Source organism: Pseudomonas sp. PSB18 (assembly GCF_014596565.1).
GTDB lineage: Bacteria > Pseudomonadota > Gammaproteobacteria > Pseudomonadales > Pseudomonadaceae > Aquipseudomonas.
In genome coordinates, this window is the sequence record NZ_NOIN01000001.1 from 734793 (window position 1) to 756246 (window position 21454).

The following is a 21454-nucleotide window of genomic DNA, read 5'->3' on the forward strand; positions in this document are numbered from 1 at the left end:
GCAATTCAATTATCTGAACTAGCCTCATATCAGGAATTTGAGTGGTCTGTATCGTTCATTCACGTGCATAGAAATGCGCGATATGAGCGTGTGATGACGGTTTGCGATCGTCAACAGATGCCCGGAAACTGGACCCCACAGTAAACGGATAGGGGCTGCACAATGGCCAACGCAAAACAGTCAGCAAAACGCCGCTTAACGATGGCGGAACGTGCTCAGCAACTGATGCTGGTTCACTTTCCCAACATTCCCGATGCGTTGAAATGGACGCGAAAAACCCACGACGGCTTTAGCACGATTCCTCGAACACTGCCCATTGCCATGCAGATTATTGACGCCGATTCGAAGGGGCAGCCTGCCGGGCACGTGCTGTTTTGTCTATGGGCGCGCATGCCCGATCATCCGGTCATAACGATCGAGAACCCAAGCACCTTTGCGGCTGAAGCCGGGTTTCTCGGGGAGCGGGCTGTGGACACTTGGCGTCGCCGGATGAAGAAGCTCCGGGAGCTGAACTTCATCATGACCAAGCCAGGCGCATCCGGTGAATTTCACTACGTGATGCTCACTAATCCTAACGCTGCGGTCGAGTGGATGCGCAACCACGGCAAGGTTCAGGATGGCCTGTATAGCCGCTTCATCGAGCGACTTCCGGAGATCGGTGCCTATGGCGACATAGAAGCGCTCCATGCCTATTGGGCCGCGCTCAAAGAAGCAGAGAAGGCGGCTGTGGCTGCTGAAGTTGCTAAGCAGGCATCGAGCCCCTCCGTATTGGACGAGCCGGCCCCAGCTCCACCCACCAAACCCAAGCGGATCAGGAGGACGAATGCTGATGCGTAGGAGAATACGGGGCACTAAGTGCTAATTCACCAACATCGGCGCCCTCAAAAATAAAGCCTTGGACCAGCTGAGGGGTCGAGTCTTGACTGGTCCGGGCTTTGGTGGTGCAACGCTTAGCTGATCGATACAACCTAGAGGAGGCCGAAAATGCAGTTACTTAGGAGAAGAGTCGCGGGCGCTGAGTGCCAATCCACCCACCTCAGCGCCCTCAAAAATAAAGCCCTGGACTAGCTGAGGGTCGAGTCTTGACTGGCCAGGGCTGTGGTGGTGCAACGCTTAGCTGACCGATACGACCTAGAGGAGGCCAAAAATGCAATTACTGAGGAGAAGAGTCGCGGGCGCCGAGTGCCAATCCACCCACCCCGGCGCCCTCAAAAATAAAGCCCTGAACCAGCTGAGGGTCGAGTCTTGACTGGTCAGGGCTGTGGTGGTGCAAGGTTAGGGGGTGCTAGACCTCACAACGAGTCTAGCACCCCTTACTCGGTTTACGGCAGAGGACGACCCTCACCAAGGTGATGCACCACGCACACCTGACGTCGTGTATCCAACTGGACCCAGGACGACTCCGCTTGCGAGGTTTACGAATCACTAAGTCGGTATTTCCCCGTATCTATTTTCGACATGAGTTTCTTCGCGCAGAGGCTACCAATCGCGCGTCCTGCAAGGACCTCGTAGGAGCATCCCAAATCACTCAGTACGAAGATCTCCCTGAGCCATTGCACCACCTCGTCTTTGGTAGCCGTGCTCGCATTACAGCGCATCCGATACTCGATGACTGAAGTGGCGATGAAAAGATCGGGAAATTCATCAACCGCATACAGGTACTCATTCTCGTCAGGAAATTGGAAGTCCCGAATCAGCGCCGCAGCGTTGAACATCGAATTTCCTCGCGCCGACGACCGCGCGGTAGCCAACAACGCTGCCTGCATAGCTATTCGGGAAATGCTTTCGTCATCCAAAGGAGAAGAAACGCAGGTTAAACATCTATTGAACTTGTCATGCGGTGTCATCGCCTCGCATTCGGTGCACGGCCGGAGCCAGCCCTCAGTGAGCTCATTACGAACAGAGTCGATGCCGACGATACGGGTACCGGTGGTCAATGAGATCATCCATCCCCACAGCTGAACTCCACGACTGCTCCACCTGATACCTCCCTCATATACCCATCGCCGCCACTTACTGGCGTAAGCAAACCCTTCACCGAAGACTTGGTGCCTCCCTTCCAATCCTGCGTATCTCTGCACCCGGTTTACGATGAAGCGAGGCTCCGCTTCGAGAGCGTCCTGCTCAATAATTGGTACGCGATCCATCTTCTCCAAAAGCTTGCGCAAGAAGTCTGACTTCACACCTCGAACACCCACAAGCAACTCGATCGGCACGATAATGTATGCTCGCGTCGTCGCCCGCCCAAGTGCACAAGCCAACGTGGTGTCGTCCATCTCAAAGCCCGCGACAACGATGACGACAGGCGCTTCCATACCCCGATAAGCTGAGATCGTGGAGTTTGGAAGATCGATTCCCGCAAGCGACAAGGAGTACTGGCCGAGCACGATCACGTCCTGCTTGCTCACACCGTCCTTCGCGAGGCTTGCCATCATAAGCCGAAGTGTTTTTGAAATGTCTCTGCTGATCTTTCTACCTAAGTCCTCACCCGTGATGGGGCGAGGGCAAGTCACCTCATGCCGCGGCTGCCGCATTTCGAGCATGGTCTGAGTGATACCACCAGGATTTCGATAGACTGTAGAGAGATAGAAGAAACACTCGCCGTAGGTTTCCTCCAAAAATTTATAGGTACTGCCCCGCTCAATACCTGGAAGGACTTGTAGCTCGTCGGCAAAAACGAATCTTCGAGCATTAGAGAAGTGCTCGCGCAAGGCCAGGTGATCCGCTTCATTCAGCGCTTGTGCTTCATCGACGATCATGACGGCATATTGTCGATCCACCACCCCATGAAGGGCTTTGTGATGATCGTCGTAATTCGGCTCACCGGCAGCGACTTCCCTATTGATTGGATTGAGGGACTCACAATAGGAATGGAACGTTTGAACGACGATCGCCCGGCCGAGATGGCTCAATTGGGCGGATACCTTCTGAGTAATCTGTCGATTCTTGAGCAGAAAGATCACTTTTAGATTGAGCTCTGCAAACTGCTCAGCAAGCGATCGCGCGATAAGTGTCTTGCCGCTTCCTGAGAAACCGGCGATCAACCTGCCCTGTGAGCCCACGCATAGGGCCACCTGATTAGCTTGTCTATCATCCAATCTCAGCCACAACTCACCGTCCGCTACAATCTTGCGGCCCAGTGCTCCATCTCGCACTTCTCGCGGCCAAACCGTTTCAAGAAAACGCTCGATTTCCAACCTGAAGCTGTCATTGCTCCCGTAATTCAATGCTGATTTCCAGTGCAACATCAATTGCTTGATGCGCGAAGGAATATCCCGATTATGCTTGTGCAGTATCAAAATGCCGTCGCTTAGCGGGAGGTCGAGCGGAACGTAAGCACTGGCGATTTGCGTGCTATCGAGATCGAAGTCCGGGAAGTGGACCGCATAACCGACGGGACACTTCATCTGCCACGACTTGAGCATCTCGTGTAGTACGAAGGTGTTATCCCTCACCTGACTCAGGGGGTCTACTTCATATCCCTGACGCTCGTGAACAAATCGAACCCCTAAAGGCCTGTACAGTCCAGACTTTGTTTCGACACAAAGCATGCCCAACGCAGCATGCAGGATCACGAAATCGATCTCACCTGACAAATGATTCCTTGCCTGAGAGACGCTCAGATACTCCTGCAATTCTGGCGAGTAAACTCGCTTGGTCCTCCCCCTCAGCCAAGGTAGAGAATGGATTACGGAGAATTCGTCATCTAACGCCGCCAGCGCTTGGAAGAGCGTGTATTCGCCTTCGCTGCGAAACTCCGCTTGATCGAGTGCTGGGAAGAACTTTGCCATGGTTGGAATTCAAGCGCCTCTGGAGGATGAGCCTGTTAGCATACGGCACTACTATAAGGGGTCTGAGTGTTGACGTTGATGCCAAACTGCCCCACGTACCGACGCGAGAGTAACTCACCCCCAGATCGGCATAAACTGCTCATCTCCTTTCCTGATGTGTCTCATTTTAAGGCTTGGAGGTGTCTACAAAACAAACATCGGCCACTAGCTTTCCCTCCAGCCATGGCGATTCAGTGGTCTAACAGTCGATACTCAGACGCTATCCAACCAGACTACTCTGCTGACAGCACCACCTCCGTTGTCACTCTCCAGAACGCGGGCTTTTCCTCCTGATGTTGAAGGCTTGGCATGAGTAAAGGCCCAGATGTCTGATAGAGGGATGTACGGCGCTTCAACGTTATCACTCAGGCGATTTCAAAATCCCGCGCACTTGGTTGGCCTTTGGGTTGTTCTTGCGCAGCTTCGAAACGCCCTCGGCGATTTCGAGACGCTCGATCTCTTCAATAATGTCCTCGAGCACTTTCGCAACAGAGCGATTGTCCTTCAACGCGTAGCTACCAACCATCAAAGTTATCGGATGAGCACCGAGCACGGCAGCGATATCGTCAAGCTTCTCGATGGTTGGAGCGTACAGACCTCGCTCCAATGTACTGATGTATGTTCGACTGCTAAGGGTGGAAAAGTCCTCCTGAGTTCGACCTTGTTTTACACGTAGCCACCGAAGAACCGTTCCGAATGCGCTTTTCAATTCCAATTTGCTTGCCCTGCAAAAGGAACGATAAGGCGCTTTTGAACAGTATATGACTACAGCGTATACTGTTCATTTTGGGAGCCAGCCATGTTCATAACCACTCGACAGGCAGAAGTAACCGGCCCACTGACGATTCTTGAGCCCGGCCACCAAGGCTGGCATTTTGTTCAACAACACCTGATGACGCCTTGGTTTCATACGACGATAGCCAGGTGCGAGGATGGCCTTGAAATCCACGATGTGGTGTTCGTGGATAGCTTGCAAACGCTGACTTCCCTTTTGGAGCTAACGGAAATAGGGGTTCAAGTGAAGTCAGTACATCTCGTATCACCTGGTTGGCTCAACGGTGCAGGTGACTGGCGCATGGAGATGTTGCTGAAGGTAGCTCGAAGCCAGGACGGGACGTCGCTACGATATACCTTGGAGGACGGCCGTCATTACTACTTCCCTGAAGCACAGCAGGACGACTCAACCGTCTACTGCGTGCAGGTTTTCCCAAAACCTTCGACCAATGCAACTTAGAATCCGAGATTCTTACTGCCTGAGCTTAGTTATGCCACCACACGCTCACAGCTGATATGGTCGAGCCAAGGCTATAGAAAATTCAAAATTTTCGTGAGGGCATCCAGTGTCCCCGGCTTGAATACAATTTTTCCTTGTTCATCGACAACCGTCCCCTTGCCTCCCAACTTCAGATACCATGTTGTGAGAAACTCCTCGGAGATCAAATGCTCTAGTGCGCGACGCTCTACCGGTGTCAACCTAAACGCAACATTACTACCACCTCTATCATCAACGCGGATCTCTGTTCCCGGCGGTATAAGCTCTCTATTGAGACGCTCTGCCTCTGCCAGCTTAGATAGAGTTATGTTGACCAAGAGTCGCAATTTCGGATCTTCAATCTCATTAACCCAAGCATCAGGCGCCTTAGCTTTCGGAACACGCCTGCAAGCCCCTGTACTTCCCTCGAAACACTTGATTAGCGATCTATAATTTTCGCCAGTCTTATTCCGAATACTCTGCACTTTCGGAACACCCCGGCCAGCCCCCATGCGCGCAATAGTTGCGAAGGAAAAATCCGCCAAACCTCTTTCAACCTGCTCTTGACACACAACAAACACAGCGTCGAGTGTCCTCTGTTGCCTAGGCGCTTTTTCCTTCAAAACGGCAAGCATTTCATCGGGCGTCATTCCACACCTCTTTTAAGTCCAACAATTGTGGTATTTGACAAGTCATAATTTCTGACATTTCTTCCTTCGAAATCCTTTCGTCTTCGCTTAACTCTGCCAGAAGCACCTTACCGTCAACGAGTTGGTCGACGCGCTCCCATGTTTTCAATCGTTGAAGTAAAAATTTGATCATCTGATTGCCCACTATCAGCTGCTCTTTTTCACTGAGAGTACACATAGTCGGCCGAATCTTGTTGATTAGCGCCATGCGATCAATCATCTGAGAGCGACGAGGTGTCGCATAATCGGCGGAAGCCGATTGAAATATACTTGCATTAACGCATACCTCATTCAACTGTTGAAAAAACGATGTTTGCGCAAATTCAACTACGATTTCATTATTATCTTGCACAATGAGTTGAACTTTAGAATTTGTCTTACTAGACTGCAAAGCAAGGGCTTTGCATTCGTTGATCTGCTTAGTTAACATCTGCAAATCACAAAGATACATATCCATTTTTTTGGCAACACTTTCTTTCTCAGATTGAAGCTTTCTAACTTCTAACTCAGCGCGATTGCGATCTTTGGAATCAAAAATACCACCTGACCGCTCCAGGTCATACTCCAGCTCATCCTGCTCCTTAATTTGGTTGAGACAAAAACCAATCTCTTTCTCGAAATCAAAATAATGCTCTGATAAAAAGGTTATTCGAAGGGATATCTCATTCCACAATGAAACCAGCCCACCAAGAAACATCGGGCCCGTAATAAAATGTCTGCAACGAACGCAATTTTGCATTCCTAAATAACCAGCCGGCACTGCCTGCCACATTTGATTCGGCTTTATAACGGGGCCTCCATCATCACAGCGTGCTGCTGCGTAGGGGCACAACCCATAATCGCGAACCAACGTACTTCCGATGTTACCGGCCCGAAGCACCTGCAACGCCTGCTCGCTGTTGGCGACCAATTCATGTGTCAATTCATCGAGCCGATTCTGTTCGAGCATCTCTTGGGCTGCGTATGCCTGGCCCTTCAGTGCCAATTTTTCCCCTTCACCCATACGACGCCGCAAAAATGCCGCACCAATCTTGACATAATAGATGCTCATCACAATCGAAGCGTGTCCTGCCAACTTCATGATGATTTCGATCGGGAGTCCAAACTCCATAACATAGGCAGTGATCAAACTGACTCGCATGCTATGTGGTGTATACTTTGATTTATATGAAGATAGAGAGGTTTTATTACCTCCTTCCTCAAGGGTTGCTAACGTTAAATTTTTTGGTTGAGTTAAATATAGTGCGGCAGCCAAACGCTCAGCTAGCTTAGCTTGATAAGCACCTGGCTCTTCCTCGTTAAAACTTCTGAATAGAAAGCAATTACTACCCTTACGCTTCAATTGTTCCTCGTTCAGATTTGTTCGCTTGCACTCCGACCAAGGCATGGGGCGCTTGATCGGATTGTATTTTTCCTGCCACTTCCGCAGTTTGATCATCCAGTAAATAAGCTTTTCGGGGATCCACGGCACATCGTACCCTTCGCTCATGTAGCTGGTTTTATTTGAAGTGAAATGCATCCCCCAAAAACCATCATCAGAGTACTGAACAAAAGCCAGCTTTCTTTTAGACTGAGCCAATAAATTCATATTTTTAGCAAACACAATTTTATCAGCTTCTATATCAGCAATATATTCATCTGCTTCACCAGAGTCATTGTAGGCTATCTGGCGCCCTCTCGCTGGAATCGAAACCAGTGTGTATGCATGCATCCAATGCACAGGAAACCACAATAGAGTCTTATTACCTTGAATTCTAAAAACACAATCAGGGTCATATCTATCAATCAAACTTTCCTCTACTTCAAAATAGTCGGCATCAAATTGATGCACTCCTGTCAAATCTGAAAAATCTTTAGCATTCTCAGGTACAATCCATTTCTTCATTGCATCCACATACTGAAATGCGAGGGCAGGTTTAGTCGACTCGTTCCACCCTTGTTGATCGCTAACCGTATATTCAAGCGTTGAAAAGGGATTGTTCGCCCCATCCACCCTTACTAATTCGCCCGTCTCATCATCTTCAATCGTAAGTTCTTTTGTTAATATCTCGTTTAAATATGCGTTGACGGCCGACAACAGGTTTCGGCCAGCCTGTCCGCTGCTTTGATTTTTTATCAACTCTCTAAACGGTCTAATATCCGTTACTTTTCTAGTTAAAAACTCCGCAGGTGAACTACCCAGCTGATACGCTTCAATAAAATGCCGGATAAATCGACAAACACACATTTCTTTTATCTGGCCAGCTCGCTGTTTTTTTAGAAAAAGTTTAAGACTTGGTATCCAGCCGACTCCACAACCTCGAATATACGCTAATGTATATGGCTCCTCCTTATCTAATAAGGCGTGCCAATTTCTCCATTGGGGATAAACCTCTTCAGGGCTTGCAGGGATCCTTGGGTCATTAAGTCTTAACTTCTGGTAATCCTTAATTCTGGCGCACCCACTCAACCTTACAACCTCACATAACTCATCATAAGAGTAGGGCCGAGGTATATCACACAACTCATACCAATCAACCCACTCATCAGAAAACATTCTTTCTGGGTGAGAAGGCAATAAAGGTCGCTCTTTCCTAACCTCTCTGTATTTTTCACTGTTTGTAATGCCCAGAATTTTTACAGCACATCTAACATCCTCTAAACAAACATATCTCTCGGGCAATAAAAACTCTACCCATCCGGGAAAATTCTTGTACTTCATTTTCGGAAAAATCGGTAGCCGATCATCCAGACATCGTTCTTCATACATTGACTTGCTGGTAGCTCGGTATGGCAACGCGACCTTTTTAGCTTCTTGCCAAGTCACGCATTGCTTTGAATATGGCCTATCGAATATTGCAGCCCAGCCCACCCATTCATCCCCATAGAGCCTCTTTGGGCTCCACTTGAATTTAGGATTTTCTTTTTTGCGAGCATTGAACTCAGCCAAAGAGGTAATCCCTAGCTTTCGTATTTCTGATACAAACTCCGCGCAAGTCTTGTAGCCTTCCTCCTCCTCGCCCTTCTCTGCTTTGCTTTCATTGTCAAACTTATTTAGCTTTCCTGACCTGCCAACCTTTCCAAACTTTCGTCGAGTATCTACTTTTAAAAAAAATGACCAATCTATCCATTCGTCTGCGTACATTAACCTTGGAGTAGCGGGTAATGCAGGATCCTGACGAAATCGCATTCTGTAGTCATGACTCGATTTGATGCCAAGGCGAACAACTGCGCTAGATGCGGCTGCTATGGTGGAATATAGTTTTTTTTGAGCTCTGCCACTGAAATCATAAAACCCGTTAAACGTTCCCAAGTAAAATTTCTGCGGATTACCTGGGAGCTTGGGGTCTTCCTTATAACGTAAATAATACTGCGACCAAGACTTAATACCCAGACGAACAACTGCTTCACGAGCTTCTGAGACAGTTAAATATTTTTTTCGTCCACCTGTAAAATGATTCCACCCCAAAAACTCTTGCTTGTAAAACTTCTTGGGATTAGAAGGTAAGCCTTGGATATGTTTCCGCAACTCCAAGTAGTCTTTATAGCATTCCACCTCCATTTCGACCACAATTCTTGAAGCTTCTGTATAACTCAGAAATATTATTCTTTTTCCGCGCACTACCCACCTCCTCGAAACTTTCGATTCAGCTCACATCACCTTTGACTTAAGCCATGTCTAACACTAGCCTCCCTCTCGACCTTTTCAAAGCACGCCCTAATTTCTTCATCTGTCTTTTGTATATAGACTAAACAAGATTCGGGGTGCTTATGATGCATTGCTTTTTGGATTTCGATTTGCGAAAACCCATATTCATGTAATCTGAAACCATACGCATGTCTATGACCATGCTCACTAGTCCCTAAATGTTTATCATGCTGTAACCCTATACGACCAACGGCATTCTTATGTTGACGTGAAAAATTCTTAAGCGTTTCTGGTTCACCTTTGCTGTTTGTAAACGCATAAGGGTGCGCCGAATCTACTGGCGCATCCACCCTCTGATGCCGCAGGTAGCACTCGAAGGTAAGGAGAAATTCTTTAGCTATTGCGACAGGTGCAAAGTTGATCTGAAAATACTTCCCCGTGGCGTCGGTCAATAACGGCGCCTTCCAACCCGCATGCAAAGCCTTAGACTTGGGATAGTCCGTCCTTGGTTTTAATTGATATCTACACGCCAAAAATTCGCGCCTTGATTTATATCGCTTGTCAGGAGATTCACCAAGTGCGGGGTGATATATCCTCACCACGGCCTCACCTCTCTTACGATCGACGATTATGTCTTGTAGGTATAGCTGAAACACTTCGCTTTTTCGAACCCCTCCATAATGCATCAGCAAAGTAATGGCTCGCCCCTTGTAATCAATATAGGCATGTTCGGTAGGATCTTGAATTTCAGATCTTCGCACCCAACCATTCATCAATAAATTATCAATCTCATCCTCTGGAAATCGCTTCGTGAAGCGTCCGCTCGACTTAGGCGGCTTACTTGCTTGAATGGTACGAACTTTATTATTCCGGCGTGAAGCTTCGTTAGGATCACTCAAGTGCGATAAGAAAACATGAGCTTCTTTATTGTAATATGCACACCAATTCATTTTTTCTTCTTCGGAGTTTGCCTTGCGAAATGGGTTAGCACGCTTAGTATTGTATTCAGGGCGCTCAGCTAGCCAATCTGTGTAATGGGTCAAATGGTAAAGTAGCGTTCGAGAGTCTTCTGACCTTCTAGGATTCCAGTACAAGCCGCTAGGATCAACTAGGGTTTCGTGATCAATTGTCCCGAATTCGATGGCTTGGGCGAACGCTGACAGTAGGTCTCTTGTCTCTTCAAAACAGTTTTCGTTTGCGTTGATGTACTTAATTAGTAAACGTACCGCGAACGTGCTTCTTTCCTTCCAAGACTCACTCTTTATCCGCTTACTTGCCAGATACCTCAGATGAGATATCAGGATACCAGCCTGCGTCAGTAAACCCGGAAGTTGGACCTCGCGCCCCGTATCGTCGTTTCGGTACCGAACAATTACCTTGGTGACATAAGCCATGGCTAGGCACTCGTAGTATTTGGTATTTATTATACGGATCTAACTGAGAGACTAGTCACGACTTAAGAGAAGTCCAGTCCGATTCAGAGGGCATTTTGAAATTATTAGTATGATTAAGGTAGGAGTGCTAATACACCTATGGCAAGAAAATGTTGCGGGAAATCGACAGTCGCGTCCGCTTCCTTACCAAGCGCCTCGAAGCACTCAAAGTCGTCAGTGAAAAACCCAGCGATCCCAACAAGGTGTATTTCGGCGCCTGGGTCACGGTCGAGGATGAGGACGGTAACGAGGCTCGCTATCGCATCGTCGGCCCCGACGAACTGGATTTGAAACAGAACCTGATCAGCATCGATTCGCCACTGGCGCGTGCGCTGATTGGCAAGGCCTTGGACGCCGAAGTCAGGGTACAGACACCGACAGGCGAGAAGCTGGTCTATGTCGTGGACATCGCTTATCCATAACCCGCTGATCAAACCCGCTCACCTCGAAACATCCCAGCAAACTTGATCCTTTGACAAGGTGGCAGCGCTGCGCAGAATGAATGGCGCGCGCTGTCTCGCGCCTTTCGCTCAGAACATTATTCAAGGATGAATAATCATGAAGGCTACCCACCATGGATTGGATTGCTGGATGTACAACACTCCGCAGTTATACAAACTGCGTATCGACGAACTGATTCTGCCCGGCACCCATGACTCCGGCGCAGACAAAAAAGCTCCCTCCCCTACGCTACCTCAGGAAAAGACCCAGGACGTACCGATCATCGAACAGATCCTGGCGGGTTTTCGCGTGCTCGACCTGCGCGTGGTGTTCTCCGCCAACGCTCCCGTCGGCAGTGACAAGCGCTTCCAACTGTTTCACCTCGCCTCCTCCGGACGCACGGTGGGCGGTGACGTTCTGGCGCCGTTGAATGATTTTTACGATGACCTCGACCACAAGGCCGCGAGGGCAAAGGAAATCGTCATCTTGAACTTCCATAAGTTCAAGCATTTCAACCGAGCCGCCCATCATGAGTTGCACAGCCTGATCGACTCGATAATCGGACAACGGCTGGTCCCCCGGAACTGGCGGCGTTCAACGCTGGAAGATATATGGACCCATCGTCCGGAGAGGACCGTTGTGATTTCCTACAATCACCGCGTCAGGGCGAAGTACTGGAAAGGCGTGGAGCACCAATGGAGCGGTAAGAACCTGAACACCACCGCTGCCTTGAAGACGTTCATGGATGAGCAATCGGCCAGGAAGAAACCCGACTTCGTATTGCGCTCGATACAGTGCGCCAAATACGTGTTGCCCTTTCACCTTCCCGACGACTTCAGTGAAAAGATAGATGAGTGGTTCGAGTCCAGGGACAACAGCAGCTATATCCAGCGTTTCCATATCATCAATACAGACTGGTCGACCCGCAGCCGAATTGTATTCAACTGCATGCACGCCAACGGACTCAGGGCGATGACCAAGGCAGACAGCCTCAACGCCGGGTGATCAGACCTTGGCGCGCCACCCGGGTCAACTGCCGGATCATTTCAGGCGCATCCGCCGCACTGGGTGATTGAATGACCGCCAGATCGAAGCTGTCGTTGGCAAAACGTGCCAGGGACTCGCCATCTTCGACAAACTGGATCAGGAACGCAGCGGGCCCGTGGCTGCGCCGCGGCCAGCCGTCGAGATAACGCAATAGCGTTGGCTGATGGGTACCACCCAAAAGGATTTTTGGATTGCGTTGCAGAAGGCTCGCCGTAATCGGCGCAAGACGTACAAGGGGACTGGGTGCGTTCATTGTGTCGTGTCTCTGCCTCAAAAAGTCTGCATGGCAGGTGAGAGGCAACACCGAACCAGCGCTTTAGCGGTATTTCGAAGCCTGTTCCAAGCTTCTGACGATGACTGGATGAGTCACCTGGCGCCCCGCAAGTAGCTGTTTAAATCGGCGCATGAGCAGCATCCTAGAGAAGCCGACGGGCCAGTGTCAAGAATCTGCAGCCACAAAAAAGGCCCGTACCAGACGGGCCTTCGGTGGTTCGACTCGGCGATCAGCCGGCGATGGCGCGATCGACCGACAGCTTGCCTGCACCCTCTATCAACACCGCAATGCTTGCGGCCAGCAACGCCAGGGCAAACTCATAACCGTTGTTGGCCATGAACAGGCCATTGCCAATGTGCACGGAAAAAATCGCCACCAGGGACAGGAAGGCCAACCCCAGCGCCGCTGGACGAACCAGCAAGCCAACGATCAAGGCCAGTCCGGCGAAAAACTCGGTGCCACCGGCCAATGTGGCCATCACGTAGCCGGGTGTCAGACCGATGCTTTCCATCCACTGCGCGGTTCCCGCCAGACCGTAGCCACCGAACAACCCAAAGAGCTTTTGCGAGCCGTGAGCCGCGAAAATGACACCGACTGCGATGCGCAGGACGGTCAGGCCGTAGCCGGCACGGGTAGACAGGATTTTGTTGACGAAAGAGCTCATGGGTTCGTTTCCTTGGGATGTATGGGTTGGTCGCTATATTAATCAATAAAGCTCATGTTAAAAACGCAATAAATCCGCCATACCAATCAATTTATTCGATCATTTGCGCAGTGCAACCTTTTGCTCTTTCGGCTCCAACGACTCCCGCTCCCGATCAAACGCCAGATAGTATTTATTCACACTATTAACGTAGCTGACGGCGCCCATTCCTACCTGCTCCATGGCAATGCGTTCGACCTGGAAGAACCACTGGTTGGGATTCAGCCCCCGTCGCCTAGCCTCGGCACGCATGCCCTGAACACGCTCGGGCCCCATGTTGTAGGCAGCCAGCACAAAAGCCATGCGTTCGCGCTCGTTGAGCTTGGGGCTGGAGAAAAACTTGCGGCGGATCATGGCCAGGTATTTGGCGCCGGCCTGGACATTGGCGTCCAGGTTCTGAATATTGCCGACCCCGACCCGCTGGGCCGCCGCCGGCGTGATCTGCATCAGCCCGGTGGGGCCGCTACCGCTGCGGGCGTTGGGTTGCAGGGCAGACTCCTTGAAGGCCAAGGCCGCCAGGTTGAGCCAGTCCATGTCCTGGGCCTCGGCATGCTTTTGCAGCACCGGGCGCAGTTTCTCCAGCCGCTGGCGGTCGGCCCGGGCCAGCGGATAATGAACCTGGTACAAACGGCGGTAGATGCGCAGGAAAGCTGCGTCCTCGTTGGACGGTGCCTTGTAGGTCGTCAGGAAACCGTTGATGCTGGCCCGCAGCATGGCGGCGTCGCGGCGAACGAACCAGTGCTCGTTATCCGGCTCGCTGATGAACAGCTGCCGATCGAAACGCAGCTTGGGCAGAATCTTGCCCCAGCGCTCGGCGATGGGTTGCTCGACAATGGTTAAATGAAAAATCCCGCCCTGGACCATTTCCAGCACATCTTCCACCGCCAGGGTGGGGTCGACCCATTCGATCTTCACCGGTGATAACTTGAGCAACGCCAGCTTCTGGTTGATCTGGCCGACCGCTTCCCCCGCCGCACTGCCGTTGGGCAAAGCCAGGGTCTTGCCGGACAGTTGCTCCACTCGCGTGTAGCGTTTTTCCCCCTTGATGCCCACCAGCATCAACGGCACGCCGCTGCGAATCGGATCGCTGGCACTGACCGCGTGACTGACCAGGGGCTCGAGCAACTCACCCGGCGCCACGAGGTCGCCCTCTCCGCGCTGCAGGGCGCCGAGCAACTGGTCCTTGGCCTTGGGGATGATCTTGAGGGTGATTTCCTGGCCATCCCGGGCATGGCCGTTGAGGTACTGTTCGAACGCCCGCAACCGATGGTATTCGACGCCGATGGGTTGCCCCTGCACTTCACCGGAACTGTTGCGGCTTTGGTTGACCAATACTTTCAGCACGCGACTGCTGCGGATCTGCGCCAAGTCACGTACCGTACCCGGCGCCACCGCCTGCACCGGCCCAGGCAGCCGCGCCTCGGCCGGCATCGGCAGCAGCAGCGAACAACACAGCAGTAGCAACACCTGGGGACGTGTCATCCACTCTCCGGAAGGAATACCGCGACCCGCCTTCTTGAAAAAATGAGGATTGGGTCGACAGGAACAGAGCACCTGGGGCGCTGAAAAGTGCGAAAGACTGGCACAGTAGTGGCGTTTATACCAACCCGACCTGTCTCGTGGCCTCAACAGACAGCCTCAACTCATTGTAGTTCTTGGCTTTTCTTATAAATCTACAGCTCTGGTATGCTTTCCGGCCTTTGGGCCGAGGTAGCACCATGCAACTCATCGATATCGGCGTCAACCTGACCAACCCCAGTTTCGCCGACAAACACCAGGCGGTGCTTGAGCGCGCCTATGAAGCAGGGGTCTGCCAACTGGTCCTGACCGGCACCAGCATCGAGGGTAGCGAGCAGGCTCTCGAACTGTGCCAACAGCTGGATGAGACCGGGGAGCGCCTGTTCTGCACCGCCGGCATCCACCCCCACAGCGCCAGCGACTGGACCGCCGACAGCGCCCGGCACCTCAAGGATCTGTTGAAACACAGCCACGTCCGTGCCGTGGGAGAATGCGGACTGGATTTCAACCGGGACTTCTCCCCTCGCCCACAACAGGAGAAAGTCCTAGAAGAACACCTCGCCCTGGCGGCGGAACTGCAACTTCCGGTCTTTCTTCACGAGCGCGATGCCGATCAACGCTTGCTGGAGATCCTGCGGGATTTCCGTGACCGGCTGCCGGCGGCGGTGGTGCATTGCTTTACCGGGGAGAAAAAGGCGCTGTTCAACTACCTCGACCTGGACCTGCACATCGGCATCACGGGCTGGATCTGCGATGAACGCCGGGGCACGCATTTGCATCCGCTGGTACGCGAGATCCCTCGTGGCAGGCTGATGCTCGAAAGCGATGCGCCCTACCTGCTGCCCCGTACCCTGCGACCCAAACCCAAGAACGGTCGCAACGAGCCGGCCTACCTGACCGAAGTTCTGCGGGAAATCGCCTTGCATCGGGACGAAACCCAAGAAGATCTGGCCGCCCACAGCACAGCGTGCGCGCGGGCGTTTTTCGGGTTGCCCACGATCTCCTGAGCCTTCGAAAAATCCCTCGTGGGAGCGAGCCTGCTCGCTCCCACAGGGAATCCGGGCCAGCCCATGGTTCCTAACATCAGGTCTGTTGACCCACATCAACACCCCGCTTCCCGGGATAGCGGCAGAATAATGGCACCTTGCCAAAACTGTTTCCGCTATCAGAGAAGACCTCCATGGGTGCCTGGCTTAGCAATATCTCGCTGAAATACAAATTCTGGGCGGTCAATGCGGTCGCCTTCGTGACCACCTTGCTGCTGGTGCTCTACGCGGTGCAGCTTGAACAACAGGCGCGTAATCATGCGGCTCGGGTGAATGCCCAGGCACAGGCGAGCCTGCTCGGTGCCTGGCCGACCGGGCAAGCGTTGCCCAAGGCCGATAACCTGCTGGCTTTCCAACAAGGCCAGGCGCCCACGTTCAACGATCAATCGTTGCCTTCACTGGCGCAGGCGCAAGGCTGGGTCGATCTTGATCCCAAGCCGCTCGTCGGCAATCAGCCGTTGCTGGGCGCTGAAGTCATCCAGCGCGGCGACGGCCAACAACTCGCCGTCCTGGCCCAGGGCGCAAGCCTGAGCCAGGTATTCGGCGAGCGTTTCGGCCAATACGCCGTGGCAGTGTTGGTGTTGATGCTGGCCATGCTGGGCGCGTCGCAATTGTTGATCCGTTTTCTGTTGAGCCAGCTCAACACGCTGAAAGACGTGATGCTGCATGTTGAGAAAACCGGCGATCTGTCCGCCCGCGTGCCCCTGGCCTGCGAGGATGAAGTGGGCCAGATGGCCGCTGCATTCAATGCCATGCAAGCCGGCTATCAACGGGTGGTCGATACCGTGGCCAGCACCGCCCGCCAACTGGACAGTGGCGCAGCACGATTGGCCTCGAGCATGAACGAGGTTCGCCACGGCATGCTTGGGCAGCAGAGCGAAACCGATCAGGCGGCGACGGCGATCAACGAGATGTCCGCCACGGTGTACCACATCGCCCAACATGCCGGCGCCACTCGCGACCTGTCGAAAGCCGCCGACACCCTGGCCGGCAATGGCCGCGAGGTGGTCAATCGTGTGGAGCAGTCAATCACCGGCCTCTCCTCCGGGGTGCAGCAGACCGCCGAAATGATCCAGCGCCTGGCCGAAGACAGCCAGAAGATCAACAGCGTGGTCAGTGTGATCCACAGCATCGCGGAGCAAACCAACCTGCTGGCCCTGAACGCCGCCATCGAAGCGGCGCGGGCCGGGGAAATGGGCCGGGGTTTCGCCGTGGTAGCCGACGAGGTGCGCAACCTCGCCAAACGGGTGCAAATCTCAACGGATGAAATCACCACCATGGTGTCGGCCTTGCAGGCGGGCACCCAGGACGCGGTGGACTTCATGCAAGAAAGCTCCTACAAGGCCGACGATTGCGTACAACAGGCCCGCGAGGCCGGCGAGGCACTGGCGCAGATCACCGGGGCGGTGGCCCAGATGCGTGAGAGCAATACCCAGATCGCCGTCGCGGCCGAGCAGCAAAGCCAGGTGGCCGAGGAAATGAACCGGGCAGTGGTGGGCATTCGCGACGTGACCGAAAACACCGTGCGCCAGACCGTGGACTCGGCCACGACCAGTCATGAACTGGCGACCCTGGCGGGTGAATTGAGCAAGGCGATCGGGCAGCTCAAGCTTTGATGACGCCGTCGCGGGCAAGCCTTGCTCCCACAGAGGAAATGTGGACCTGTGGAGAAGCAAGCCTTATCCCACAAAGGAAATGTGGAACTGTGGGGAGGCAGGCCTTATCCCACAAGGGAAATGTGGACCTGTGGAGAGGCAAGCCTTACCCCATAAAGGACACACATGAACCTGTGGGAGCAAGGCTTGCCCGCGATTGCTTCATCCGAAAACTGACTCGGACTCTATCGCTCCCATAGCCAACCGCGATTCGCCGCCCTGCCCCGCCATGCCTATTCTTGTATCAACAGATGTCAGGCATAAGGAGCAGCATCATGCACAAACGTCACCCTACCCTTGCAGGCGGGCAATGGCACGCCTTCAACCCGACTCATCTGGCGTTGCAGCTGATCGCCGTGCCCTTGCTTATCATCGCATCGCTGCTGATCGTCTCGGGCACGCTCAACCGGGACCTGGCGGACATCAGCCTTGGCATCATCGCGGTATTTGCCTCGCTGGGACTGCTGCGTCACCCTTACTGAGCGCCCCCGTACCTCAGCCGAAAATCGTCACCGTCTGCCGGCTCATGGCGATCAGGCGGCCATCGGCGCTCCAGAACTTCGCGGCGACGTGACCGTAACCGTCCTGGGCATACTCGATCTCGGCCAGGTACTTGCACCAGTCCAACGTCGTGAGCGCCAGCACCGGCTGGACGAATTCGATGGTCCAGGTCAGCGTGCTACCCGGCGCCATTTGTGTCAGATGAGGCAGCAGCGCGGGCGGCCAGGCATCCACCAGCGCGAGGATGTGGGCCTCGTTGAGCGGCTCTTCCTTTACATCCCCACGCAACCGTACCCAGCCACCCATGCTGCGGGATTTATTGCCGGTGAACGGCAGGCCACCGACACTCCAGCACATCGCCAGGTAACGCATGAACTCCGGCGTACCGCCCTTGATGTATGGCAGCTCCTGGCATTGCTCGACGCTTTTGAACGCCGGCGCGGGGTCGGCCTGCACCGCCACCACGGAGGAGCGCGATGCACCGAAGCTGCCTTGCACTACTGTCACCACCTGGCCGTTCTGCACCGCGCGCCCCTGCACCTGGCTGACCGCCTTGCCTTCACGCAGCACCTCGACTTCAAAACTGACGGGCACATCCGGTTCGACCGGGCCGACGAAGGTGATCGCCAGCGAACGCACCGGACGGTCCGCCGGCACCTGCGCACGCATCGCCTCATACTGCAGCGCCGCCACCAGCCCACCAAAAGTGGCGCGTCCCTGCCCCCATTCGGGTGCGATGGTCACGGCGTCTGGCTGACGGCGCACGGCATCGATCAAATCGGAAAAGCGCATGGCAACCTCGAAAGCATGGGAGAAAGATGAAGGAATCTTAACCAGCCGGGATAAACGACACAGCGCTCATTCCGGCCAAAGAGACTGACAGATAGGCCGCCACACTTTAATCAACGCACAGACCATTGTGGGAGCGAGCCTGCTCGCGATGGCGGAGGGTCAGTCACATGGGTGCAAGCTGACCCGACGCTATCGCGAGCAGGCTCGCTCCCACAGGGATGGAGTGTGGGGCTTCAGGATGTCTCGAAGCAGCTCGCGATCAGCTTATCAAGCACCTTGTCAGCCTTGGCTTCAGCCTGGGTCATGGTGGTGCGCCAGGCCGGCACACAGGGTTGCAGGTCCTGTTCCTGTTCGGCCCGGGCCAGCCATTGCCAGCAATCGTGCCAGTCGCCCAGGGCGCCTTGGGCGGACTTGAGTCGTGGCATGGCCGCTTCCGGCAGGCGGTCGAGTTCCGGGTAGGCTTCGATCGCATAGCGCACGCGCTTGATCAGCAGCCGCAACCGGTGGCGGTCATGAGCCGGGTCACGCAACGCCTCACCGAGTTTTTTCCATTGTTTGTCCAGACGCTTTTCAATGCGTTTGCGCAAGCCCTTGAGCAGGCCCTGACGCTGGGCAGCGCGAATGAAGCGCGGAAATGCATCGAGGATCATCAACAGTTGCGTCAACTCCCCGCTCGCGGCCACAACCGGATAGGCCTCGGTCATCTGCAACCGGCGCCGTTGCGCCGCGTCGGTCCTGCCGTGCTGCTCGAGGTAGGCCGCCAGCACCTCCCGGTCACGCAACGGCGTGGTCAGGCTGCCGACCGCCGAAGCGGCTGTTTCCAGTTGCTCGACACCCGGCAAGCCGCGCAACGGGCGAAGCAGGCTGCGCAAACGGCGAACCGTGGTCCGCAGGTCATGCAGCGCTTCGCTGTCGGTATGGGCATTCAAGCGGGCCTGGCAGGCCAGCAGGCGGATTTCCAGCCCGAGGATCCGGGCCACCAGCCGATCAATCATGGGGGGTACTCCATACGCAGTTGCAAGCCTCAAGCTTCAAGCTGCAAGTAGAGGCGTGTCGCGTGCTTCTCTTGCAGCTTGTCGCTTACAACTTGCCGCTGCTTTTATCGTCCCGCACGGGACTCGCGGATGTAGAAGCGTGCCTTCTCGGCTTTCCTGGAGCAGCCTTCGAACGCTTCGAACTGCTGTTGGGTCTTGGCACCGGTCAGCAGCGACAGGGCCTTGGAGTAACTGACAGTACCGGCAAAGCCTTCGGCCTTGGCGAGGTCCAGTTCATGCCAGGCGGCGTCGAGCTGGGTACCGCAGCTGTCACGATAAGCTGTTTTGCCTGCGCAACCGGCCAGGGCCAGAACCATCAGGGATGCTACTAGGGGCAGGCAGTTCCGGGCTTTCATCATTACACCTCAGTCAGGTCAAACAGTCGTGCTGGTAAGACGGTCGCAACGGCGAAAAGTGCCTTGGCCCGACCGCCTTAATTCAAGTGTGGGCGAGCATACAAAAATGTCACTCCAGCGTGTCAAAAAACGACGCGTGTGCCACAACGATTGAGCCGGGGCCTCGATCAGTGCATTGTTGAAGTCTGTTCGACAAGAGGCCGGGTCATGACAAAACGTGTCGCATTGGTATTGGGCTCGGGCGGCGCCCGGGGCTACGCCCATATCGGGGTGATCGAGGAAATCGAACGACGTGGCTACGATATTGCCTGCATCGCCGGTTGCTCGATGGGCGCCGTGGTGGGCGGGATCTACGCTGCCGGCAAGCTCAGGGATTACCGCAACTGGATCGAAAGCCTGGATTACCTGGATGTCCTGCGGCTGGTGGATGTCAGTTTTCGCCTCGGTGCGATCCGCGGTGAAAAAGTCTTCGGGCAGATCCGCAAGATCGTCGGCGAACTCAATATCGAAGACCTGCGCATCCCCTACACCGCCGTGGCCACGGACCTGACCAACCAACAGGAAATCTGGTTCCAGGAAGGTTGCCTGCATCAGGCGATGCGCGCCTCCGCGGCCATTCCCAGCCTGTTCACACCCGTGATGCAAGGCAACCGCATGCTGGTGGATGGCGGCCTGCTCAATCCGCTGCCGATCGTGCCTGTGGTGTCCAGCCACTGCGACCTGATCATCGCAGTCAATCTCAATGCCACCAACCAGCGACAGTACAGACTGCCGGTGATCCCACGTCCGGCCGCGTTCAGGAGCCGATTCGACAATCTCATCAGTTCCCTGGGGTCGAAACTGCCATTTCGGCGCAAGCAGGCCGAGCAGTTGTTACTGCTGGAGCAGGAAGCGCTGAAAGCCGAGGCCGCCGACATCAACCCCTGGCTCGAATCCGTCGAACCCGAAGGCCAACAGCCGGCCGCGGCACCCGAGGCTGAAGGCGCACCGAAATCCGCCACCGGCTCGTTCATCATCGATAACGTCGGTCCGGCCTCGTTGCTGGATTTGATCAACCAGAGTTTCGAGGTGATGCAGACCTCGCTGGCCCAATACAAGATCGCCGGGTATCCCCCGGATGTACTGATCAACGTGCCGAAACGGGTGTGCCGGTTCTTCGAGTTCTACAAGGCGCCGGAATTGATCGCCCTGGGGCGGGAGATTGCCAGTGACACCCTGGATCGGTATGAAAGTGAACAGAGCTGAAGCAACACCT

General features: G+C 54.1%; 18 protein-coding genes and 1 pseudogene. 8 read left to right on the forward strand and 11 right to left on the reverse strand.

From position 1 onward, the window contains the following. Positions 1-162: 162 nt before the first annotated feature. On the forward strand, positions 163-837 hold the full coding sequence (locus CGA22_RS03235; RefSeq protein ID WP_218187513.1) for a hypothetical protein: 675 nt from the start codon (positions 163-165) through the stop codon (positions 835-837). Between the two features lie 578 nt (positions 838-1415). Here the strand turns inward: CGA22_RS03235 and CGA22_RS03240 are convergent. Both CGA22_RS03240 and CGA22_RS03245 read right to left on the reverse strand, forming a co-directional pair. Then, entirely contained in the window at positions 1416-3791 is a 2376-nt protein-coding gene (locus CGA22_RS03240; protein WP_188258474.1) for a DNA/RNA helicase domain-containing protein, read from the reverse strand. 400 nt (positions 3792-4191) lie between these two features. Beyond that, the gene (locus tag CGA22_RS03245; RefSeq protein ID WP_052435097.1) at positions 4192-4545 is read right to left on the reverse strand and encodes a helix-turn-helix domain-containing protein; all 354 of its coding nucleotides are present in this window, start codon (positions 4543-4545) and stop codon (positions 4192-4194) included. A gap of 84 nt (positions 4546-4629) precedes the next feature. Between CGA22_RS03245 and CGA22_RS03250 the strand changes: the two genes are divergently transcribed. Then, positions 4630-5064, forward strand: coding sequence for a hypothetical protein (locus CGA22_RS03250; RefSeq protein ID WP_041021663.1), 435 nt, complete (start codon positions 4630-4632; stop codon positions 5062-5064). Between the two features lie 71 nt (positions 5065-5135). Here CGA22_RS03250 and gmtX read toward each other — a convergent pair whose 3' ends face one another. Genes gmtX through gmtY form a run of 3 tightly spaced genes read right to left on the reverse strand, consistent with a single transcriptional unit; the run spans position 5136 to position 10793 of the window. Continuing rightward, positions 5136-5732, reverse strand: coding sequence for a gamma-mobile-trio protein GmtX (gene gmtX, locus CGA22_RS03255; RefSeq protein WP_041021662.1), 597 nt, complete (start codon positions 5730-5732; stop codon positions 5136-5138). After that, positions 5719-9372, reverse strand: a complete 3654-nt coding sequence (locus CGA22_RS03260; RefSeq protein ID WP_156996877.1) for a VPA1269 family protein — start codon at positions 9370-9372, stop codon at positions 5719-5721. Before CGA22_RS03260 ends, gmtX begins: the two co-directional genes overlap by 14 nt. 35 nt (positions 9373-9407) lie before the next feature. Beyond that, positions 9408-10793 (reverse strand): gamma-mobile-trio recombinase GmtY, encoded by a 1386-nt coding sequence (gene gmtY, locus CGA22_RS03265; protein WP_084213728.1) that lies wholly within the window; start codon positions 10791-10793, stop codon positions 9408-9410. A 131-nt stretch (positions 10794-10924) separates the two neighbouring features. Between gmtY and greB the strand changes: the two are divergent. Both greB and CGA22_RS03275 read left to right on the forward strand, forming a co-directional pair. Continuing rightward, positions 10925-11254 (forward strand): annotated as a pseudogene (gene greB, locus CGA22_RS03270) (transcription elongation factor GreB); the annotation flags it as partial. A gap of 136 nt (positions 11255-11390) precedes the next feature. Then, positions 11391-12278 carry a hypothetical protein gene (locus tag CGA22_RS03275; RefSeq protein ID WP_041021661.1) on the forward strand — a complete coding sequence of 296 codons (888 nt, stop codon included), beginning with the start codon at positions 11391-11393 and terminating at the stop codon, positions 12276-12278. On the opposite strand, the gene CGA22_RS03280 is transcribed toward CGA22_RS03275, so the two are convergent. The 3 genes from CGA22_RS03280 to CGA22_RS03290 all read right to left on the reverse strand — a co-directional run bounded on the left by CGA22_RS03280 (position 12265) and on the right by CGA22_RS03290 (position 14779). Next, complete coding sequence (locus tag CGA22_RS03280; RefSeq protein WP_024776671.1) at positions 12265-12573, reverse strand: hypothetical protein; 309 nt, start codon at positions 12571-12573, stop codon at positions 12265-12267. The two genes, CGA22_RS03275 and CGA22_RS03280, sit on opposite strands and share 14 nt — an antisense overlap. A gap of 250 nt (positions 12574-12823) precedes the next feature. Next, positions 12824-13258: a DoxX family protein gene (locus CGA22_RS03285; RefSeq protein WP_041021660.1), complete on the reverse strand. Its 435-nt coding sequence runs from the start codon at positions 13256-13258 to the stop codon at positions 12824-12826. 99 nt (positions 13259-13357) lie between these two features. Next, positions 13358-14779 (reverse strand): transglycosylase SLT domain-containing protein, encoded by a 1422-nt coding sequence (locus tag CGA22_RS03290; RefSeq protein ID WP_041021659.1) that lies wholly within the window; start codon positions 14777-14779, stop codon positions 13358-13360. Between the two features lie 236 nt (positions 14780-15015). Between CGA22_RS03290 and CGA22_RS03295 the strand changes: the two genes are divergently transcribed. The 3 genes from CGA22_RS03295 to CGA22_RS03305 all read left to right on the forward strand — a co-directional run bounded on the left by CGA22_RS03295 (position 15016) and on the right by CGA22_RS03305 (position 17998). Next, complete coding sequence (locus CGA22_RS03295) at positions 15016-15822, forward strand: TatD family hydrolase (protein ID WP_041021658.1); 807 nt, start codon at positions 15016-15018, stop codon at positions 15820-15822. A 173-nt stretch (positions 15823-15995) separates the two neighbouring features. Next, positions 15996-17477: a methyl-accepting chemotaxis protein gene (locus CGA22_RS03300; RefSeq protein ID WP_041021657.1), complete on the forward strand. Its 1482-nt coding sequence runs from the start codon at positions 15996-15998 to the stop codon at positions 17475-17477. Positions 17478-17791: 314 nt separating this feature from the next. Further along, on the forward strand, positions 17792-17998 hold the full coding sequence (locus tag CGA22_RS03305; RefSeq protein WP_041021665.1) for a hypothetical protein: 207 nt from the start codon (positions 17792-17794) through the stop codon (positions 17996-17998). 13 nt (positions 17999-18011) lie between these two features. Here the strand turns inward: CGA22_RS03305 and CGA22_RS03310 are convergent, their stop codons facing one another. The 3 genes from CGA22_RS03310 to CGA22_RS03320 all read right to left on the reverse strand — a co-directional run bounded on the left by CGA22_RS03310 (position 18012) and on the right by CGA22_RS03320 (position 20199). Next, on the reverse strand, positions 18012-18809 hold the full coding sequence (locus CGA22_RS03310; protein ID WP_041021656.1) for an acyl-CoA thioesterase: 798 nt from the start codon (positions 18807-18809) through the stop codon (positions 18012-18014). Between the two features lie 233 nt (positions 18810-19042). Further along, on the reverse strand, positions 19043-19804 hold the full coding sequence (locus CGA22_RS03315; RefSeq protein ID WP_041020998.1) for a CHAD domain-containing protein: 762 nt from the start codon (positions 19802-19804) through the stop codon (positions 19043-19045). Positions 19805-19908: 104 nt separating this feature from the next. Next, a complete protein-coding gene (locus tag CGA22_RS03320) occupies positions 19909-20199 on the reverse strand; it encodes a hypothetical protein (protein ID WP_041020999.1) in 291 nt (96 codons plus the stop codon). 207 nt (positions 20200-20406) lie between these two features. Between CGA22_RS03320 and CGA22_RS03325 the strand changes: the two genes are divergently transcribed. Further along, a complete protein-coding gene (locus CGA22_RS03325) occupies positions 20407-21444 on the forward strand; it encodes a patatin-like phospholipase family protein (protein ID WP_041020997.1) in 1038 nt (345 codons plus the stop codon). Positions 21445-21454: the final 10 nt, after the last annotated feature.